14 protein-coding genes and 1 pseudogene are annotated in these 15,135 nt (G+C 43.6%); 7 read left to right on the top strand and 8 right to left on the bottom strand.

Going from position 1 to position 15,135, the window contains the following annotated elements; translation table 11 throughout:
- Positions 1-259: 259 nt before the first annotated feature.
- Positions 260-415 carry a hypothetical protein gene (locus ACX5KA_RS05025; protein ID WP_458730562.1) on the top strand — a complete coding sequence of 52 codons (156 nt, stop codon included), beginning with the start codon at positions 260-262 and terminating at the stop codon, positions 413-415.
- Positions 416-621: 206 nt separating this feature from the next.
- A complete protein-coding gene (locus tag ACX5KA_RS05030; RefSeq protein ID WP_458730563.1) occupies positions 622-1,188 on the top strand; it encodes a cytochrome b in 567 nt (188 codons plus the stop codon).
- A gap of 224 nt (positions 1,189-1,412) precedes the next feature.
- On the opposite strand, the gene ACX5KA_RS05035 is transcribed toward ACX5KA_RS05030, so the two are convergent.
- From ACX5KA_RS05035 to ACX5KA_RS05055, 5 genes are all read right to left on the bottom strand, one after another.
- Positions 1,413-3,017, bottom strand: coding sequence for a sensor domain-containing diguanylate cyclase (locus tag ACX5KA_RS05035; RefSeq protein WP_039216794.1), 1,605 nt, complete (start codon positions 3,015-3,017; stop codon positions 1,413-1,415).
- Complete coding sequence (locus tag ACX5KA_RS05040; RefSeq protein WP_039216797.1) at positions 3,010-3,453, bottom strand: hypothetical protein; 444 nt, start codon at positions 3,451-3,453, stop codon at positions 3,010-3,012. The genes ACX5KA_RS05035 and ACX5KA_RS05040 overlap by 8 nt, the downstream gene beginning before the upstream one ends.
- An 11-nt stretch (positions 3,454-3,464) precedes the next feature.
- The gene (locus tag ACX5KA_RS05045) at positions 3,465-4,709 is read right to left on the bottom strand and encodes a hypothetical protein (RefSeq protein ID WP_039216799.1); all 1,245 of its coding nucleotides are present in this window, start codon (positions 4,707-4,709) and stop codon (positions 3,465-3,467) included.
- Between the two features lie 262 nt (positions 4,710-4,971).
- A complete protein-coding gene (locus tag ACX5KA_RS05050) occupies positions 4,972-5,154 on the bottom strand; it encodes a hypothetical protein (RefSeq protein ID WP_458730564.1) in 183 nt (60 codons plus the stop codon).
- 48 nt (positions 5,155-5,202) lie between these two features.
- The gene (locus ACX5KA_RS05055; RefSeq protein WP_458730586.1) at positions 5,203-5,346 is read right to left on the bottom strand and encodes a hypothetical protein; all 144 of its coding nucleotides are present in this window, start codon (positions 5,344-5,346) and stop codon (positions 5,203-5,205) included.
- Between ACX5KA_RS05055 and ACX5KA_RS05060 the strand changes: the two are divergent.
- From ACX5KA_RS05060 to ACX5KA_RS05070, 3 genes and pseudogenes are all read left to right on the top strand, one after another.
- Positions 5,318-5,550, top strand: a pseudogene (locus ACX5KA_RS05060) (alcohol dehydrogenase catalytic domain-containing protein); the annotation flags it as partial. The gene ACX5KA_RS05055 and the pseudogene ACX5KA_RS05060 overlap by 29 nt on opposite strands.
- Before the next feature lie 133 nt (positions 5,551-5,683).
- On the top strand, positions 5,684-6,181 hold the full coding sequence (locus ACX5KA_RS05065; RefSeq protein WP_458730565.1) for a M48 metallopeptidase family protein: 498 nt from the start codon (positions 5,684-5,686) through the stop codon (positions 6,179-6,181).
- 207 nt (positions 6,182-6,388) lie between these two features.
- Positions 6,389-6,808: a CBS domain-containing protein gene (locus ACX5KA_RS05070; RefSeq protein WP_039216805.1), complete on the top strand. Its 420-nt coding sequence runs from the start codon at positions 6,389-6,391 to the stop codon at positions 6,806-6,808.
- A 143-nt stretch (positions 6,809-6,951) separates the two neighbouring features.
- On the opposite strand, the gene ACX5KA_RS05075 is transcribed toward ACX5KA_RS05070, so the two are convergent.
- Both ACX5KA_RS05075 and ACX5KA_RS05080 read right to left on the bottom strand, forming a co-directional pair.
- The gene (locus tag ACX5KA_RS05075; RefSeq protein ID WP_458730566.1) at positions 6,952-9,993 is read right to left on the bottom strand and encodes an efflux RND transporter permease subunit; all 3,042 of its coding nucleotides are present in this window, start codon (positions 9,991-9,993) and stop codon (positions 6,952-6,954) included.
- A gap of 3 nt (positions 9,994-9,996) precedes the next feature.
- Positions 9,997-11,079, bottom strand: a complete 1,083-nt coding sequence (locus ACX5KA_RS05080; RefSeq protein ID WP_061485276.1) for an efflux RND transporter periplasmic adaptor subunit — start codon at positions 11,077-11,079, stop codon at positions 9,997-9,999.
- Between the two features lie 209 nt (positions 11,080-11,288).
- Between ACX5KA_RS05080 and ACX5KA_RS05085 the strand changes: the two genes are divergently transcribed.
- Positions 11,289-11,903: a TetR/AcrR family transcriptional regulator gene (locus ACX5KA_RS05085; RefSeq protein WP_014976048.1), complete on the top strand. Its 615-nt coding sequence runs from the start codon at positions 11,289-11,291 to the stop codon at positions 11,901-11,903.
- A 509-nt stretch (positions 11,904-12,412) separates the two neighbouring features.
- Positions 12,413-14,494, top strand: a complete 2,082-nt coding sequence (locus tag ACX5KA_RS05090) for a TonB-dependent receptor (protein ID WP_049585922.1) — start codon at positions 12,413-12,415, stop codon at positions 14,492-14,494.
- A gap of 94 nt (positions 14,495-14,588) precedes the next feature.
- Here ACX5KA_RS05090 and ACX5KA_RS05095 read toward each other — a convergent pair whose 3' ends face one another.
- Positions 14,589-15,080 (bottom strand): GNAT family N-acetyltransferase, encoded by a 492-nt coding sequence (locus ACX5KA_RS05095; protein WP_049585890.1) that lies wholly within the window; start codon positions 15,078-15,080, stop codon positions 14,589-14,591.
- Between the last annotated feature and the right edge of the window lie 55 nt (positions 15,081-15,135).

The following is a 15,135-nucleotide window of genomic DNA, read 5'->3' on the forward strand; positions in this document are numbered from 1 at the left end:
TAACGCAAGTTAGAGTATGATCTTGCCCTGTCGCTGATATAAGCATTTTAAACACGCTTTAAATGTAAGCTGTTTATTATGTAGATTACCTTGAAACTGCTTTAAAGAAACCTGCGCTTATCGAGTTTAGGCATTATTGATAACTTAATGTAGGGCAATCAATGGTATCGGTAAATCCGAAGTCGCTTTTGGGTAGCAAAATGGTGAAAAGCGCTTACGGTCTTGCTGGGGCGACCTAAAGCATGGCGCACAAATTTTTATGGAAGCCGCTTTCTCAGAACGTTTTGCCGATGTAGAAGGAGATTACTCTGATAATGACCAGCACACCTTTGCAGTACCACATCCGTTTGCCAATGACCCTTTCCATATTAAGATGTTAATTACCGAATTAGACGCCATCATCGCGGCGCATTAACCTTTTGATGCGCTGAAAAATTAGCTTCTCTATTTTACGCTCTGATTGAATAGGCAAAAACTTGAAACACCTTGCTTGTGAAAAGTAGGCCTACAAATTGCTTTAATACTTATTAGTAATTCCTCACAATGTGTGAGGAATTATAAAATGTTGAGATACGTTAGACGAATAATGTAGTTCTTAACATGGAAAAATGTGAGGAAAGCATGCAGTACGATAGCCACAACAAAGTTGCTACGACAACCGTATTTTTACACTGGCTGGTGGGATTAACCATTATCGGGTTACTCGCTACTGGGATCTATATGTCAGAAAATGGCGTTTATACGCTTTATCCATGGCATAAGGCCATTGGCTTTATCATCTTATTTGTCGCGTTAGCCCGCGTTATATGGCGAATGAAGAACGGCTGGCCCAGCGCAGCTGGTGATTACAAACCTATTGAACACAAGTTAGCCACAGTGGTGCACTGGGTTCTGATTATCGCAACGTTAATGATGCCTATATCAGGTCTGATGGCCTCGGTACTCGGTGGGCATGGCTTATCTGTTTTTGGATTAGAAGTTTTTGCGCCTAACTATAGTGTTGATGACCCTGAAAAAACGCTGCCTATCAATTACGAGCTGTCTAAGCTGGGTGGAGCGATTCACTTCTATTTAGGATACATCGTAATTGTCGCTTTATCGCTACACATTGCTGGCGCTCTCAAGCACCATATTATCGATAAAGACGGTACGTTAAAGCGTATGTTAGGTAAAACAATTAGTGAATAATATGTGACGCACTTAGATACGCCGTACTATTGAGTGATTAATAGCGCGAAGATGAAAAAGAAAGCCGAGTTATCTGATAACTCGGCTTTTGTATGTTAGAAAGGCGCAAAACTACCTTTTTTATTGTTGGCCCCCGCGCAGTGAATTAGGCACAAGCGAAGAAGGCGCTAAAATTACAACGCGTAAGGGTATTGAAAGTAGAATGCTAGGAAAGTATTAACATTTTATTCTATATTTTCATCGTCGAGCCGGCATTGGTCGACAAAGATAAGATAGTCGTCAGGTGAGGCTATCTTATTTTGTTTTGCTTTATACATGGCAATATCAGCGAGTTTTATCAATGCATGCATATTGCTACTAGTATTAGGGTAGAAGGAGACACCAACGCTCATAGAGACCACAGTCGGCTTACTATCGTTATTAAAATAAAAAGGTTGTTTAACGCCAGCATTCACTTTCTCTATAACCCGTTTAACAGACTCTTCATCATCCGCTTGCAGTAACAACATAAATTCATCGCCGCCCCAACGTATAGCGACATCGTTTTTGCGTATTTTTTCTTTTAATTGCTCAGCAACAAAAATGAGAACCTCGTCACCCGCATCGTGACCGTAGATATCATTTACTGCTTTAAATCCGTTAAGGTCGATCAGAGCTAACGCAAACTGGTGTTCCTTTCTCATGAGTTTGGCTATGAGCTTTTCACCGCCATTTCGATTGTAGATACCTGTTAACGCGTCAAAATCTGCTTGTAGGGCAAGCTTTTGTAACTCTTGTCTACGGCTCGATATATCATTTAACGTAAGCTGGTAGTAACGTTCACCTTCTTCTGTGAGTAATGGGCTGGCAATAAGTTGGACCCAAATAGCACTATCATTTGAACTACTCTTTAGCTTGTACTCTCCTGTCGCAAACTCGTTTCGCGCGAAGGTTTCTTTAAGTGCAGCTTTCATTGCTTCTGGTGTTTCGAATAGTTCGCCTAACAGTTCGCCATAGCCTTGCTTTATTCCAAGCTCCGTCTTCTCTACCAAATCATTAAATGCGTCGTTTCGAAGCGCTATCGTACCATTCTCGGCCATTAATACTGTTGCAGTTTTGGCGTTCTCAAACAGCATTCTAAATCGCTTTTCAAGAAACTCTATTTCTTCTCTTAGCTGACGTTCCTGCGTGAATTGCTCTTCAACTTTATTTAGCAGTTGATTGGTGTCGTAAACGAGTTTACCTATTTCACTGCGCGAGTGATATTTCGGGATAGGGATCCTCTGCGATGTTCCAGGCGTGATTTGGTGTAGAGAGCGGCCAACTCGTAACATAGGGGAAATAATAATGTAGTAGGTGATTATCAACGCTACTATACCAACTACCAAGGCTTCAGCGTACAGTGAGTAGCTGTTGTCGATACTGGTTTTTTCTGCCTGGTTAATGATGTACTCGAAATTAGGATAAACGTTAACTTCAGCTACTGCCTCTTCCGGCATAAAGGGGTGCCTGACCACAAACACCCGGGATTCAGTGTTTTTGTTGATAGCTTCAGTTACATTTGTTTGGTAGTAAAGGGCGTCGCTTTTTATAGAGGCCGCTAGAATTTTGTCAGTTTTAACTAAACCATTAATGGCTTCTTTGGCTAAGTCTTCATCTTCTAAAAAAGCCGCGATGGATGCGGTTGCAGCTACGGTTTGATAAAGCTCTTCTATATCCCTGTTCGCTTCTTTTATCTCGTTTTCGTAAGTCACGCGATAAAAGAATTCAGCGGTAGTAAGCACTACCAACATTGCAGCTACGACTAAAAATAGCGAGAAACGAAAACCTAGACCTTGTATGTTAATCAAAACGATACACTACCTTCATACTGTTTGTCACAGTCGACTCATATACATAAGCTAGCGCCGACTCATCTTCCTCAAGCCTTAGCTTGATATCGTCAAGAGTTTGCTCTACCGCAGGAGGTTTAACGCGGCCAGAGAATTTAAGTCGTGACCAATACGCATTTACCCTTGCAAGGGGGAGACCTACCAAAGATTTATAGAACTGGCTTTTCAGTTCGGCATCTAATTCTACGTCTATCGGCGTGGCTTCTTTGCCATTTGGAAACGCTGAGTATTTACCCATAAATAGGTCAATTAAGCCTTTTTTGTCCAGTACCTGCACATCATTGTTAAGGTTGGTCACTACAACAATTCTCTCTTGTGATTGTGCCGCAGAAGCCGCGCTATACATAAAAAGCGCTAAGCCTATAATTAAGGGGAAGTGTTTAAACAAACTCATGTTCATTCCCCTTAAAAGCTAAAACTTAAGGCGAGGAATAAGGTGTGTGCTACACCGCCTTCATCGTCAACGACTAAACCATCACGGGCACGAAGCCCTGTCCCTCTAGCTTTTACATCAGTTCGTTCAACTTGTGCTTTAAACGCTAGGTTTTCTCGTAGGTCCCAGCGCCAGCCCACTGAGAATGTCTTCTGTCGGTGAGCCAGTGTGCTGGCCACTTCTTCAACAAACATCGCTAGTTGAGCGGTTGCAGGAATGATGGGAAATTCAGACTGTTCTTCGCTAAGAAAATAGGTATCAGTTTCTGCAAAAGAAAATAGACCGTAAAAGGTATGCGCACCGTAAAGATAACTAATATTTAGAAAACCATTATAAGAGGGTCTTAGTGCGACAGATTCTGAATCAATATGCGAAAGTTCACCGGACACTTCCCAGTCACCTAAATATCTGCTGGCATAAATAGAGGTATATTGAATAGTTGCGTCGCGCAGTCGCAGTGAATCTGAAAAGTCAGCCGCTCCACTCCAAAAAGGTTGTAATAACTCTACAGCAGCGCTGATTTGTGCTATATCGAAATTATCGTTATCAGCTTCAGTGCGTGTGTGTTTTAACGCTACGCTCCAATCAAAAGCGGTTAATTCAATGCCCAGCGTGCGCAAATTTTCAAAGGTGATAGGTTCAAAGTCCCTACTTGAAAAGTCGCTTTCTCCTTGACCCCAAAAACCCTTTACCGATAGGTTGAAGCTATCATAACGTTTTAAGTAACGAATATCTGCGCCGTCAAGGCTTCTAGCCGGGACAATGCCGTAAACTTCCGTGGGTACTTTTACCCAAGGGTAGGCTATAGATACGTCTCTGGTATCACTAAAATGAAAGATATCGGCTGCAAGTCTTCCTGCTCTGACCTGCCACGAAGGCGTTACGTCATAGCGCAAAAAAGCCATCTGCGTTATTGAGTCTATGTCCTGCTCATCTTGCTCTCGATAAACAAATTGCCCTACAAAGTCGAGATTGTTTGACAGGCTGTAATCAAGCTGCACGCCAATAAGGCTTAAAGGCTTAAACGCAAAGCCCCCCTTTTTTGCAGATTCTGCTTGTGAACGGTCGGTGCGAAATTGATAAGTGCGTGTATCTGCTGTGGCCGTTGCAAGCGTACCAAAGCCGCTAATCTTAAGTTTGCTTTGTTCTGCTGCTGCAACGTTAGCTAGCAGCAGGCTGAAGATGGCCGTGAAGAACAAGTACGGCTTTTTCATCATTGTATTACCCAATTTGAAATCTACGTTAAATGTTGCCGAAAAAGCATTGTTTTGACAATTTTACTTTAGTACAAGCATAGTATAGAAACGAGGAAGCTACTGAAAAGTTGGTGTTTTGTTTTGTAAATTAACAGAATGACAAAAAACAGTTCTCTTAGAATGAGATAGTCCTAAGTAACTGTGCCGTTCAGCTTTTCGTCCCAATACGGAGTACCACTAAAACGTTCAGCTAAGAAATCAATGAATGCACGAACCTTAGGCGCTAATAAACGGTTACTAGATACACTGCCCATAATGCACAATCGGTAGCGAGAGGGTAATCCAGCACTATTTGCACTAACTCGTCACTTTCTAAATAAGGGTAGCTGCACCACGTAGCGGTAAGGGTAATACCACAGCCTTGAATACAGGCGTCGCGCACCGCTTCACCATTGTCCATACGCAAGTAATTAGCCGTTTTAATAGAATTGACACCTTGGCTGGCTTTAAAGTCTCACACTTCTAAGCCGGTAAGGCTAACTATTTTGTGTTGTTTCAAGTCGGATGGCGTTTCTGGCTTACCGTATTTTTCATTATGGCTTTTCGACGCCACAATAAAGCGTTTATCATCAGCAAGCAGCGTTAGCACAATTGACATGATGATTCGTCAATCGGGTGCTGAATTAACCTTTTGCTCCACAATTACCTGATGGGGCCCTGGGAATGGACTTCGCGGGCACTGTTGAAGCTGTTGTTGAAGGCGTTACAGACTAAAAAGTAGGTGGGCTGTGCCGGTGGTCTTGGCGATTTACAAGGCTCACTTGCCGAGAAAATGTTGGCCGAGGTTGGTCCCGTAGCACACCTTTCGCCGCAGTAACCTTTACTGTGGCTTATTTTCATTTGTAACTTTTATCTAAAAGAGCCGGATCACAAAAGTCAGTGCTATCTACATAGTGTAAATGCTTTATAATTCTTCCTGCAAAGGAGAGATAAACGTGAACGAATATGCTCGGTTTTTCAATGGCTACCCTTCAACTGTTGTAGAACAAGCCCTACAGCTAATTTCGGACAATCGGTTAAAAAGCTACTTGTTGAAAAAATATCCCAAAGCCCATGATATAACTACAGATAAGCTGCTTTACCAGTACGCGACAGAATTTAAAAAGCAGTTCTTAAAAAATGCGCCACCATTTGGTCGGGCAGCATTTAAGAAACAAGGGGATATGGTTACCAATGCGTTAGGTACGCATACTTACCGTATGCAAGGTAAAACGCGCAAACACGACTTAGCCATTAACAACGATTTACTCTATGCACCAGAGCCTCTGTTAAAAGCACTGGTAGTTCATGAGCTGGCGCACTTTAAAGAAAAGGATCACAACAAAGCGTTCTATAAACTTTGTTGCTACATGGAGCCTGATTATCATCAGCTTGAGCTAGACTTGAGGTTATTCTGCGTGGCGGTGGCCATGGGCGATAATCCATATGTTTGATGTCAATAATCAGCCAGTATCTATTTGAAAATGTTATGTGCCGGACTACTGAGATGATTTTTCAAAGCTAATACCCTGAGCTGAGATACTGAGTTAACGTACCCTGTTAAAATACTGAGCTAATATATTGAGTTAGGGCTACCATTTACAATCGTTTGAGCCTAATGCTAATGCGAAGAAGTAGAGTGAAAGTAAAAAGGAGACTTGATGAGCATTGCCAAAATTATGTCTACTCGTGTAGTCAGTGTGCACATGGACGACAGCTTGCAGTCATTAAGAGAGCTATTCGCAGCAACGGGGTTTCATCACTTGGTTGTGGTTCACGATAATAAGCTTCAGGGCATTATATCTGATAGAGACTTAATGAAATCAGTTAGCCCTTTCGTCGACACGTTAAGTGAGCGAATGCTTGATCGCGCAACGCTTGATAAACGTGCCCATCAAATCATGACCCGCGAGGTGATTACGCTAAATCCCACTGATTCAGTATTCGCGGCCATTGAGCTGTTCAATACATATAAAATATCCTGCATTCCCATCATTGATAAAAATAAGCACCCGGTTGGCATGGTGTCGTGGCGAGATGTAATGAAGTTTATGCAAAGTAGGGTAGAGGCTAAGCGCTAGTTTGCCGCGTTTGCATCAATATCGGCGCGTTTGCGTTTATATCTGCACGTCTGTGTTAATAGTATAAACATAGCTAAAAAAGAAGTGGCCTCTCTACCATCGTACATAAATACTTTGATAAAGAGACCATTAGTTTCTGAGCCTTAGCTTTTGCGATAGCTAACTTTAAACATAAGGCTATAAAGCACGGGCACAGCGATAAGCGTAAGTACCGTGGCGAACGCCAACCCGCCCATAATCGTCACAGCCATGTCAGCAAAGAAGGCGTCGAACAGCAGCGGCGCCATGCCTAAGATGGTCGTGACTGCCGCCAGTGAAACGGGGCGTACACGACTGATAGTCGCCTCTACAATGGCTTGTTGAATGGCGAGTCCTTCTTCTATCTGAAGGTCTATTTCTTCAATAAGTACAATAGCGTTCTTAATAAGCATACCGAACAAGCTCAAAAAGCCGAGAAGCGACATAAAGCCAAACGGCATATCTGTACTAAGAAGGCCTGTAACAACACCTACAACAGCCATAGGTACCACAAGCCAAATGATCAGTGGCTGGCGAGCGTGACCAAACAGCAATACCGAGATAATAAACATGACTAAAAAGCCTGCAGGCAAGCCTGCGCCCAAAGCTTTTTGTGCATCGCTAGAGCTTTCAAATTCGCCGCCCCATTCCAATGAATATCCAGTTGGAAGTTCTATACCCTCAATAAGCGGGCGAATTCTAGCCAAGGCTTTAGCAGCCGTTTCATCATCACCGGGCTCCGCTTCTACGGTAATGGTGCGCACACGGTCGCGACGATGAATACGCATTTCTTCAGTCATTAGCTCTAAGCCTTGTGACACTTGGGTGAAAGGCACGTATTGGCGCTGTTGCGTAGACCATACTTGTGATTCGCGTATTGACTGCAGCTCGGTATCTTCTGCCTTGCCCATCTTTGCGATGATATTGTAAGCGTAGTCACCGTCTTGCACCGTACCTAGCTGAACGCCGCTACTTGCATATTGTATGGTTTGACTAAAATCATTGTGTGACACGCCAGCAATACCTGCGTTGTAGTTATCAAACTGCGTGTTGATGGCAAAACCTTTTTCTCGCCAGTTGTGTCTTACATCTTTAACTTTTCCGTCAGCAAATAGCAGGGCCTTAGCTTGTTCTGCTAATTCACGAAGCACTTCAGTATCTGGACCAGAAAACCTTGCTTCTAGCTTTGCACCAGATCCGGGCCCAAACTGCATTCGTTCCATGTAGAAGTTAGCGTCGAAATCTAGGTCGGTAAGTTTATTTCTAAGCTTCTCTTGAATAGCAGGGATGTTATCCAGTTTATTCGCCCGAACCATGAAAAAAGCATAGTTTTCGTTAGCGCTTTTAGGCGCATAAGTGAGGGTGAAACGGTCTGCACCCTGCCCAATAAAGGTGGTTACAGCCGTGACGTTTTCCATGGCTAAAATACGCGCTTCCGCTTCTTTTGCTATCACTTCAGTGGCACGAATGTCTCTGTCTTGCGGGCCCCAATAATGTACAAAGAATAGCGGCGCATTTGATGGTGGGAAAAAACCTTGCTTTACCATACCAAAGCTTCCATAAGCCACAATAGTGATGACAAAAAGTACACTAATAGTTACCCAGCGAAGTTTAAGTGCACCAAGTAATGCGCTTTTAAACCAGCGCTGCGATGCTGATATTTCGTTGCCTGCAGTCTGACCCATACCTTTGCGGTAGAAATACGCGCCGAGAACAGGCACTAAAGTTACTGCTAATACCCAGCTAATCATTAGGGAAACTAAGACTACGGCAAACAATGAGTAAAGAAACTCGCCGGTGGCATCGTTTGAAAGACCTATGCCTGAAAACGCCGCAATACCGATAACGGTTGCGCCAAGTAGCGGCCACTGCGTGCGCTTAACAATAAAGCTGGCTGATTCTTTAGCTGTGGAGCCGGTGGCCATGCGAAGCATCATGCCTTCAGCAACCACGATAGCGTTATCTACTAGCATACCCATGGCGATAACCATGGCACCAAGGGATATGCGCTGAAGCTGAATATCCATCAGCCACATAACAAGAATCGTACCTAGCACGGTAACAAGTAGCACTGAGCCAACTACCACACCCGAGCGCCACCCCATGAATAAACACAGGGTTAGAGTAACTACGGCGACTGACATGACAAGGTTATTAATAAAGCCGGTTACCGACTCATCAACCACCGAAGCCTGATCATAAATTGGCGTTAGCGTAATACCGACAGGCAGTTCTTGAAGCAGCTTTTCTACTTTTGCGTTAACACGCTCGCCCACATCAACAATGTTAACGTCGGTCAACGCTGATACTGAAAGCGTAAGTGCTTCTTCGCCGTTGTAGCGTACATGAACGGGCTGTATGTCGGCAGGCTCTAACTTTAGCGTGGCAATATCAGCAACCCGAAGGGAACGGTTTGTGCCAGGCACTACCACTGACAGATTAGATATTTCTTCTAGTCTGTCTGGCGCGCGCTCTACAATTAGGCGCACATTTTTTTCGTCAACTTTAATACGGCCGCCGTTGAACGGGCGCAGGTTGTCTTCAAAAAGAGAGGCGAGATCAGGAAATGAAATGCCTAAGCCCGCGAGTTGATAAGGGTTGATATAGGCCACTATCTGTTCTTTTTGAACGCCAGTGACATTTACTTTGGCAACGCCTTCTGTAGTAAGCAGGTCACGTCGAATAATTCGGGCGAATTCTCGAAGCTCCCGGGTATCGAAATCAGGTGCACTTAACGCGTAATAAAGCCCGTAAACGTCACCGAAATCATCAAATACCACTGGGTTTTGTGCACCCGTTGGCAACGAGCTTGCGGTGTCGCGAAGTCGCTTTCTCAACTCATCCCATATCTGTGGTAAGAGGTTACTGTCGTAAGTACTCTTAACTTCAACGGTAATTTCGGAAAGGCCCGGCGATGAAACAGACGTCACTTCTTTTAACTGCGGCATTTGCTGGATGGCAATTTCTAAGCGTTCAGTGACTTCACGTTCTACCTTTTCAGCACTGGCTCCAGGATAGTTGGTGTATACCTTTACCTGTTTGATGGTAAACGCAGGGTCTTCTAAGCGACCAATTTTGCTCATAGCCAAAATGCCGCCTAAAAGCAGGATGACTACCATTAGCCAAATATTGACGGGCTTATCAATTGAATAGCGTGCGATATCCATAAATTACTTCTCTCCTTGGTAAGGAAGTACTTTCATGTCTGCACGCATTTGTGTTGCTCCAGCAGCAACCACTTGCTGGCCAAGAGTGATTTCACCTTGGCTTTTACCTTCGATAATTGCTAGTTCATTTTCAATATGCTTAACATTTACAGCTCGCTTTGTTACTGCATTCGTTTCTTCGTTGTATACCCATACGGCAAAGCCAGAGTCCTTGTTACCCACAAGTGATCTTACAGGCACAACAAAGCCCTCTGGATACAGACTACCTTGTAGGCTGACTTTTACCACTGCGCGGGCGCCTGGCGTTAACGGTAGTTCTTCGCGAGGCTCCATGGCAAACACCACTTCATAAGTTTGCGACACAGGGTCGGGTTGAGTAGAGTGCTCTACATAGTTCACCGGGTACCACTGGCTGCGATTGGTGGCTAATGTGGCGCTGGCTTGTTTTATCCCACGGCCAATATTGGCAGTAAGTAAGCGCTCAGGAACATTTATGTTGAAGTATATTTTAGACACATCTTGCAGGCGAGCAATCGGCGTACCTGCGGCAACAAAACTGTTATTTTCAACAAGTCGTTGAGATACCTTTGCATCAAAAGGAGCATAAAGCTGTGTGTAGCTCAAATCTTGCTCTGCATTTTTTAAGTCGATAACCGCTAGTTCGTAAGATGTTTTTGCAGTATCCAGAGAGCTCTGTGCAACTAGCTTTTGAGCGAACATTTTCTCAATTCTATCAAGCTCTCGTTTAGCCTGATCAAGTCGTGTCGTAGACTCGTCCACGCGTCTTTCGAATGGTTTACGATCAATAGTGGCCAGTAACTTGCCTTTATTGATATCACTGCCTGTCACCAAGTCGGTCTGGATAAGGCGGCCTGAAACTTCAAAGCTTAAATCGACGGTTTTCACTGCCGATACAACGGCAGGGAAGGTGAATTCGTCAAAATCTGGAATGTTGCTAACCGTAGCGAGTTTGACATAACGAGGTGCAACGTTTGCTTGTTGCTCGGCAGGCTCTTCGGAAGAACATGCACTTAAAGTGGAAACCGATAAAACGCTTAAAAATAAAATGTGAGAGAATCGCATCATGGACATAGGTGTATGTAATCCATAGTCAGGGTAATTAAAGTATAGATGTGTAAACCAAGGTAGTGATGATATGCACAACGGCAGCAAAGATAGTCATTACCTAAAGTAAACTGGTGAGTGCATTTTAGTGCGGTCACATTGAAAAGTAAACTGTTCGGTGTAAAATGATCGGGTTAATGTAGCGGATAACTAATTTTGAGAATTTCCATATGGTAGGCAACACACGTACGCGTAGCGACATCAAACGCGAAGCCATTATTCAGGCGGCAACACAGGCATTCCAAGAGTTTGGCGTTAACGGCACAAGCATGGATAAGCTGGCTGAACTGGCAAATGTGTCAAAGCGCACTGTGTACAATCACTTTTCTACAAAAGAAGAGCTGGTGATGCATTTGGTTACGCAGCAGTGGCAAACGGCTATTTTAAATATTAATAAAAAGTACGATGCTACGCTTCCGCTAGACGAGCAGCTAGAAGACCTTATTTTGCAAGACATTGAGTTTATGGTGAGTGAATCACACCTCGATTTAGCTCGGGTTGCGATTGGCCACTTCTTCTACGAGCCGGAAAAGCTAAAAGATGAAGTTGCGCAATTAAAAGCCCAAGAGACGGCTATGCACCGCTGGTTAAAGGATGCCAAAGCCGACAATAAACTCGCGTTTGACGACTTGGATCGGGTTGTCGATGAAATTGATAGCTTAGTAAAAGGGCAGTGCTTTTGGCCTCAGCTGTTCAAAATTGAAGATTCCCTCAGCGATAACGATAAGAAGAGCTTAGCAAAACACACAGTGGCTTTGATTTTAAGCCGCTATGCTGTTGTGTAGTTGGCAGGCTATATCAATGAGTTTGTTCAAGGCTCTTTCAGTATTGAAGGGCCATTGAACTTTTACTTCCCAAACATTTTTTCCGCTTATCCGTCTTCGCGCTAACTTCACAGATCCCTCTTGATTCAAACGGACTACACTTCAGATGATGTAGCCAGTAAATACCTTTTCACTTAGCTGTTTGTTCTCCCTGTCGCTCGTCCTCCGACACCTGCAATATGCTCCTCTACAATCGTACGAAATATATTCACCTGCTTATTCTTTAGTCTATTTTGGTGCAATTTGAGTCTTATTCATCTAATAAATTAAGAAAATTTATAAAGAGTTTTTAAATTTTGTCGCTTTTGCTCTCGTCATTTGTTCTAAATTTTTATAATATCCCGACCAAAAATAACAACTATTATTATTTGCAATTGCAAAATTCGGCAGAAAGCCGGGTCGTGATAATAGGGTTTTACAGATTTTTAAAAGTAAACACACAACACTTACAGAACACTTGGAGAGCAATTTTGAAATTCAAACTTACGAGTATTGCTGCTGCGATAATTCTAAGCCCAGCAACTTTTGCTGCTGATATGGAAGATATTGAGAGACTAACGGTGAAAGGGAAGTACCTTTCGGTTAACCAGTCCAACTCAATTAAAAGCCCTACACCTATTATCGACGTGCCACAGAGCTTGTCGATTATTACGGCTGAAGAAATAACGGCTCGCGGTATTACTAGCATTGGACAAATTATTGACTACGCACCAGGTGTTAATACATCGCAAGGTGAAGGTCACCGCGACTCGGTAGTATTCCGTGGTGTGCGCTCTACTGCAGATTTCTACTTAGATGGTAACCGTGATGACGTTCAATACTACCGTGCACTTTACAATGTTGAACAGGTAGAAATTCTTCGTGGTCCAAATGCATTGCTATTCGGTCGCGGTGGTACGGGCGGTATCTTAAATCGTGTATCTAAGAAAGCGAAAACGAGCGATAAGTTTGTAAACTACAACGTATCTGCTAATACGTTTGGTGCATACAACTTACAGTTAGACACCAATGTTGACACGGGCGATAAGTCGGCCCTGCGCATTAACGCCATGTACGAAAGCTTAGATAATCATCGCGACTTCTTTTACGGAGATCGTTACGGCTTCAACCCAACGGCACGCTTTGAGTTAAGCGATGACACAATTGTTGATGTGTCGTATGAATATATCGACCACGAGCGCTTTATTGACCGCGGTGTGCCAACAGCCAACGGCGAGCCAGTTGAAGCGTTTGAAGAAATCGTGTTTGGCGATCCAGATAACAATTACCAAACATTGGGCGCTGACGTGTTCCGTGCAAACGTTGAGCACACTTTCTCAGATAACCTGAAAGGTAACTTCAACGCTTTTTACGGTGACTATGACAAAGTTTACTCGACCTTTTATGCGGCAGGTTATAACGCTGAGACTGAGCAAGTAACGCTAGACGGATACGTTGATACTACGCAGCGTGAAAACATGATCTTGTCTTCTAACCTAGTTGGCGAATTTGAAACGGGAAGCATTGGGCACACGGTTATCTTCGGTGGTGAGGTTATTAATACCAAGTCAAACCAAGATCGTTACAACCCTGTGTTTGATTCCACTGACGGTGATAGAGAAACGTTTAATATTTCACGTCCGTTAAGCTTCCGTGGTTTAACTGGTACAAATGCTGAAGGCGTAACAGTTACAGCAGACTTCTCTGACTTGAACGACGATACGCATGTAGACTTGGATGTATACTCTTTCTATGTTCAAGATGAAATTGCACTATCAGACAACTTCGACCTTGTACTAGGTGCACGTTTTGACAGCTTCGATATTGAAGTATTCAACGCGGACCCTGAAGTTTTAGAGACACGCAGCAGAAAAGACGAAGAAGTGTCACCGCGTGCAGGCCTAGTGTATAAGCCACAGAAAAATATCTCTATATACGCTAGCTACAGTGAGTCATTCTTGCCACGCAGCGGCGAGCAATATGCGAATATTAATGGCGACGCAAACGCGCTAGATCCAGACACGTTCACGAACCAAGAAATTGGTGTTAAGTGGGACTTCAACGACAGCATGAGCTTTACAGCAGCTATCTTTGAGAACGAGCAGACGTCATTGGATAACGACCCGAATGACCCTGAAAGCTTTGTTGAAGTTGACTCAGATGTATCTGGTTTTGAGCTACAGCTGCAAGGTTATATCACAGACAAGTGGTATATTACTGCAAACTACAGCAACCTTGACGGCGAAAACGCAAGTGGCGTAGAGCTTCGTGAGCTGCCTGAAAATACGATGTCTGTGTGGACAACCTACGAAGTGAATGAAGTATTTGGCTTCGGCATTGGTGCTACATATCAGGACGAAAGTAAGGTATCGACAAGTGCTTCATCGCCTGTACTACCTAGCTATACGCGTGTTGATGCGTCTGCTTACTACACGCTTAGCGACAAAATGCGCCTTCAGTTAAACGTTGAAAACTTGACTGATACGCTTTACTTCCCGAATGCACACTCTACGCATCAGGTAACAGTAGGTGCGCCAATTAATGCGCGTCTATCACTGATTGGTTCTTTCTAAATTAACCGTCAGTTTTAAAATATTGTTTAAAAGCCATTCGCGAAAGCGAGTGGCTTTTTTTATCTTTGCACTTTGTATTTAGAGGCTTTGTGCTCTATTCGCCTTGCTTTGCAAAGTCGATAAGTGTCTGTCCATCCATACGATAGCCTAACCATTCACTCTTTGGTTTAGCGCCAAGTGACTCGTAAAAATCGATAGCTGGTTTGTTCCAATCTAAAACGCTCCATTCGAAACGCCCGCAGTCGTTTTCTACCGCTGTTTTAGCTAAGTGTTGCAATAACGCTTTCCCTGCACCCAGGCCACGTGATTTTGGTGAAACATACAAATCTTCAAGGTAGAGACCATTGCGTCCTTGCCACGTTGAGTAATTAAAGAAATACACAGCGAAACCAATAGGTGCGTCATCGCTTTCACACATTACACAATGCGCGGTTGCGCCTTCTCCGAATAATGTTTTTAATAGCGCTTCTTCATCTGCTTCTACTTCATGCTCTGCTTTTTCATAAATAGCAAGTTCCAGAATGAACTGGCGAATTTGTGAAATATCCTCAGGCGTGGCGGGTCTTATTGAAATGGCGTTGCTCATGGTGACTCCCATCATAAATAATCAAAAAAAATGAGCCAATAAAGGCTCATTTTAA

Source organism: Alteromonas alvinellae (genome assembly GCF_902705805.1).

Coding starts and splice junctions, on each gene's coding strand:
- ACX5KA_RS05095 (WP_049585890.1), bottom strand. CDS start 15,080: ATGAGCAACGCCATTTCAATAAGACCCGCCACGCCTGAGGATATTTCA.
- ACX5KA_RS05025 (WP_458730562.1), top strand. CDS start 260: ATGGAAGCCGCTTTCTCAGAACGTTTTGCCGATGTAGAAGGAGATTAC.
- ACX5KA_RS05055 (WP_458730586.1), bottom strand. CDS start 5,346: ATGTCAATTGTGCTAACGCTGCTTGCTGATGATAAACGCTTTATTGTG.
- ACX5KA_RS05085 (WP_014976048.1), top strand. CDS start 11,289: ATGGTAGGCAACACACGTACGCGTAGCGACATCAAACGCGAAGCCATT.
- ACX5KA_RS05080 (WP_061485276.1), bottom strand. CDS start 11,079: ATGATGCGATTCTCTCACATTTTATTTTTAAGCGTTTTATCGGTTTCC.
- ACX5KA_RS05070 (WP_039216805.1), top strand. CDS start 6,389: ATGAGCATTGCCAAAATTATGTCTACTCGTGTAGTCAGTGTGCACATG.
- ACX5KA_RS05075 (WP_458730566.1), bottom strand. CDS start 9,993: ATGGATATCGCACGCTATTCAATTGATAAGCCCGTCAATATTTGGCTA.
- ACX5KA_RS05030 (WP_458730563.1), top strand. CDS start 622: ATGCAGTACGATAGCCACAACAAAGTTGCTACGACAACCGTATTTTTA.
- ACX5KA_RS05040 (WP_039216797.1), bottom strand. CDS start 3,453: ATGAGTTTGTTTAAACACTTCCCCTTAATTATAGGCTTAGCGCTTTTT.
- ACX5KA_RS05045 (WP_039216799.1), bottom strand. CDS start 4,709: ATGATGAAAAAGCCGTACTTGTTCTTCACGGCCATCTTCAGCCTGCTG.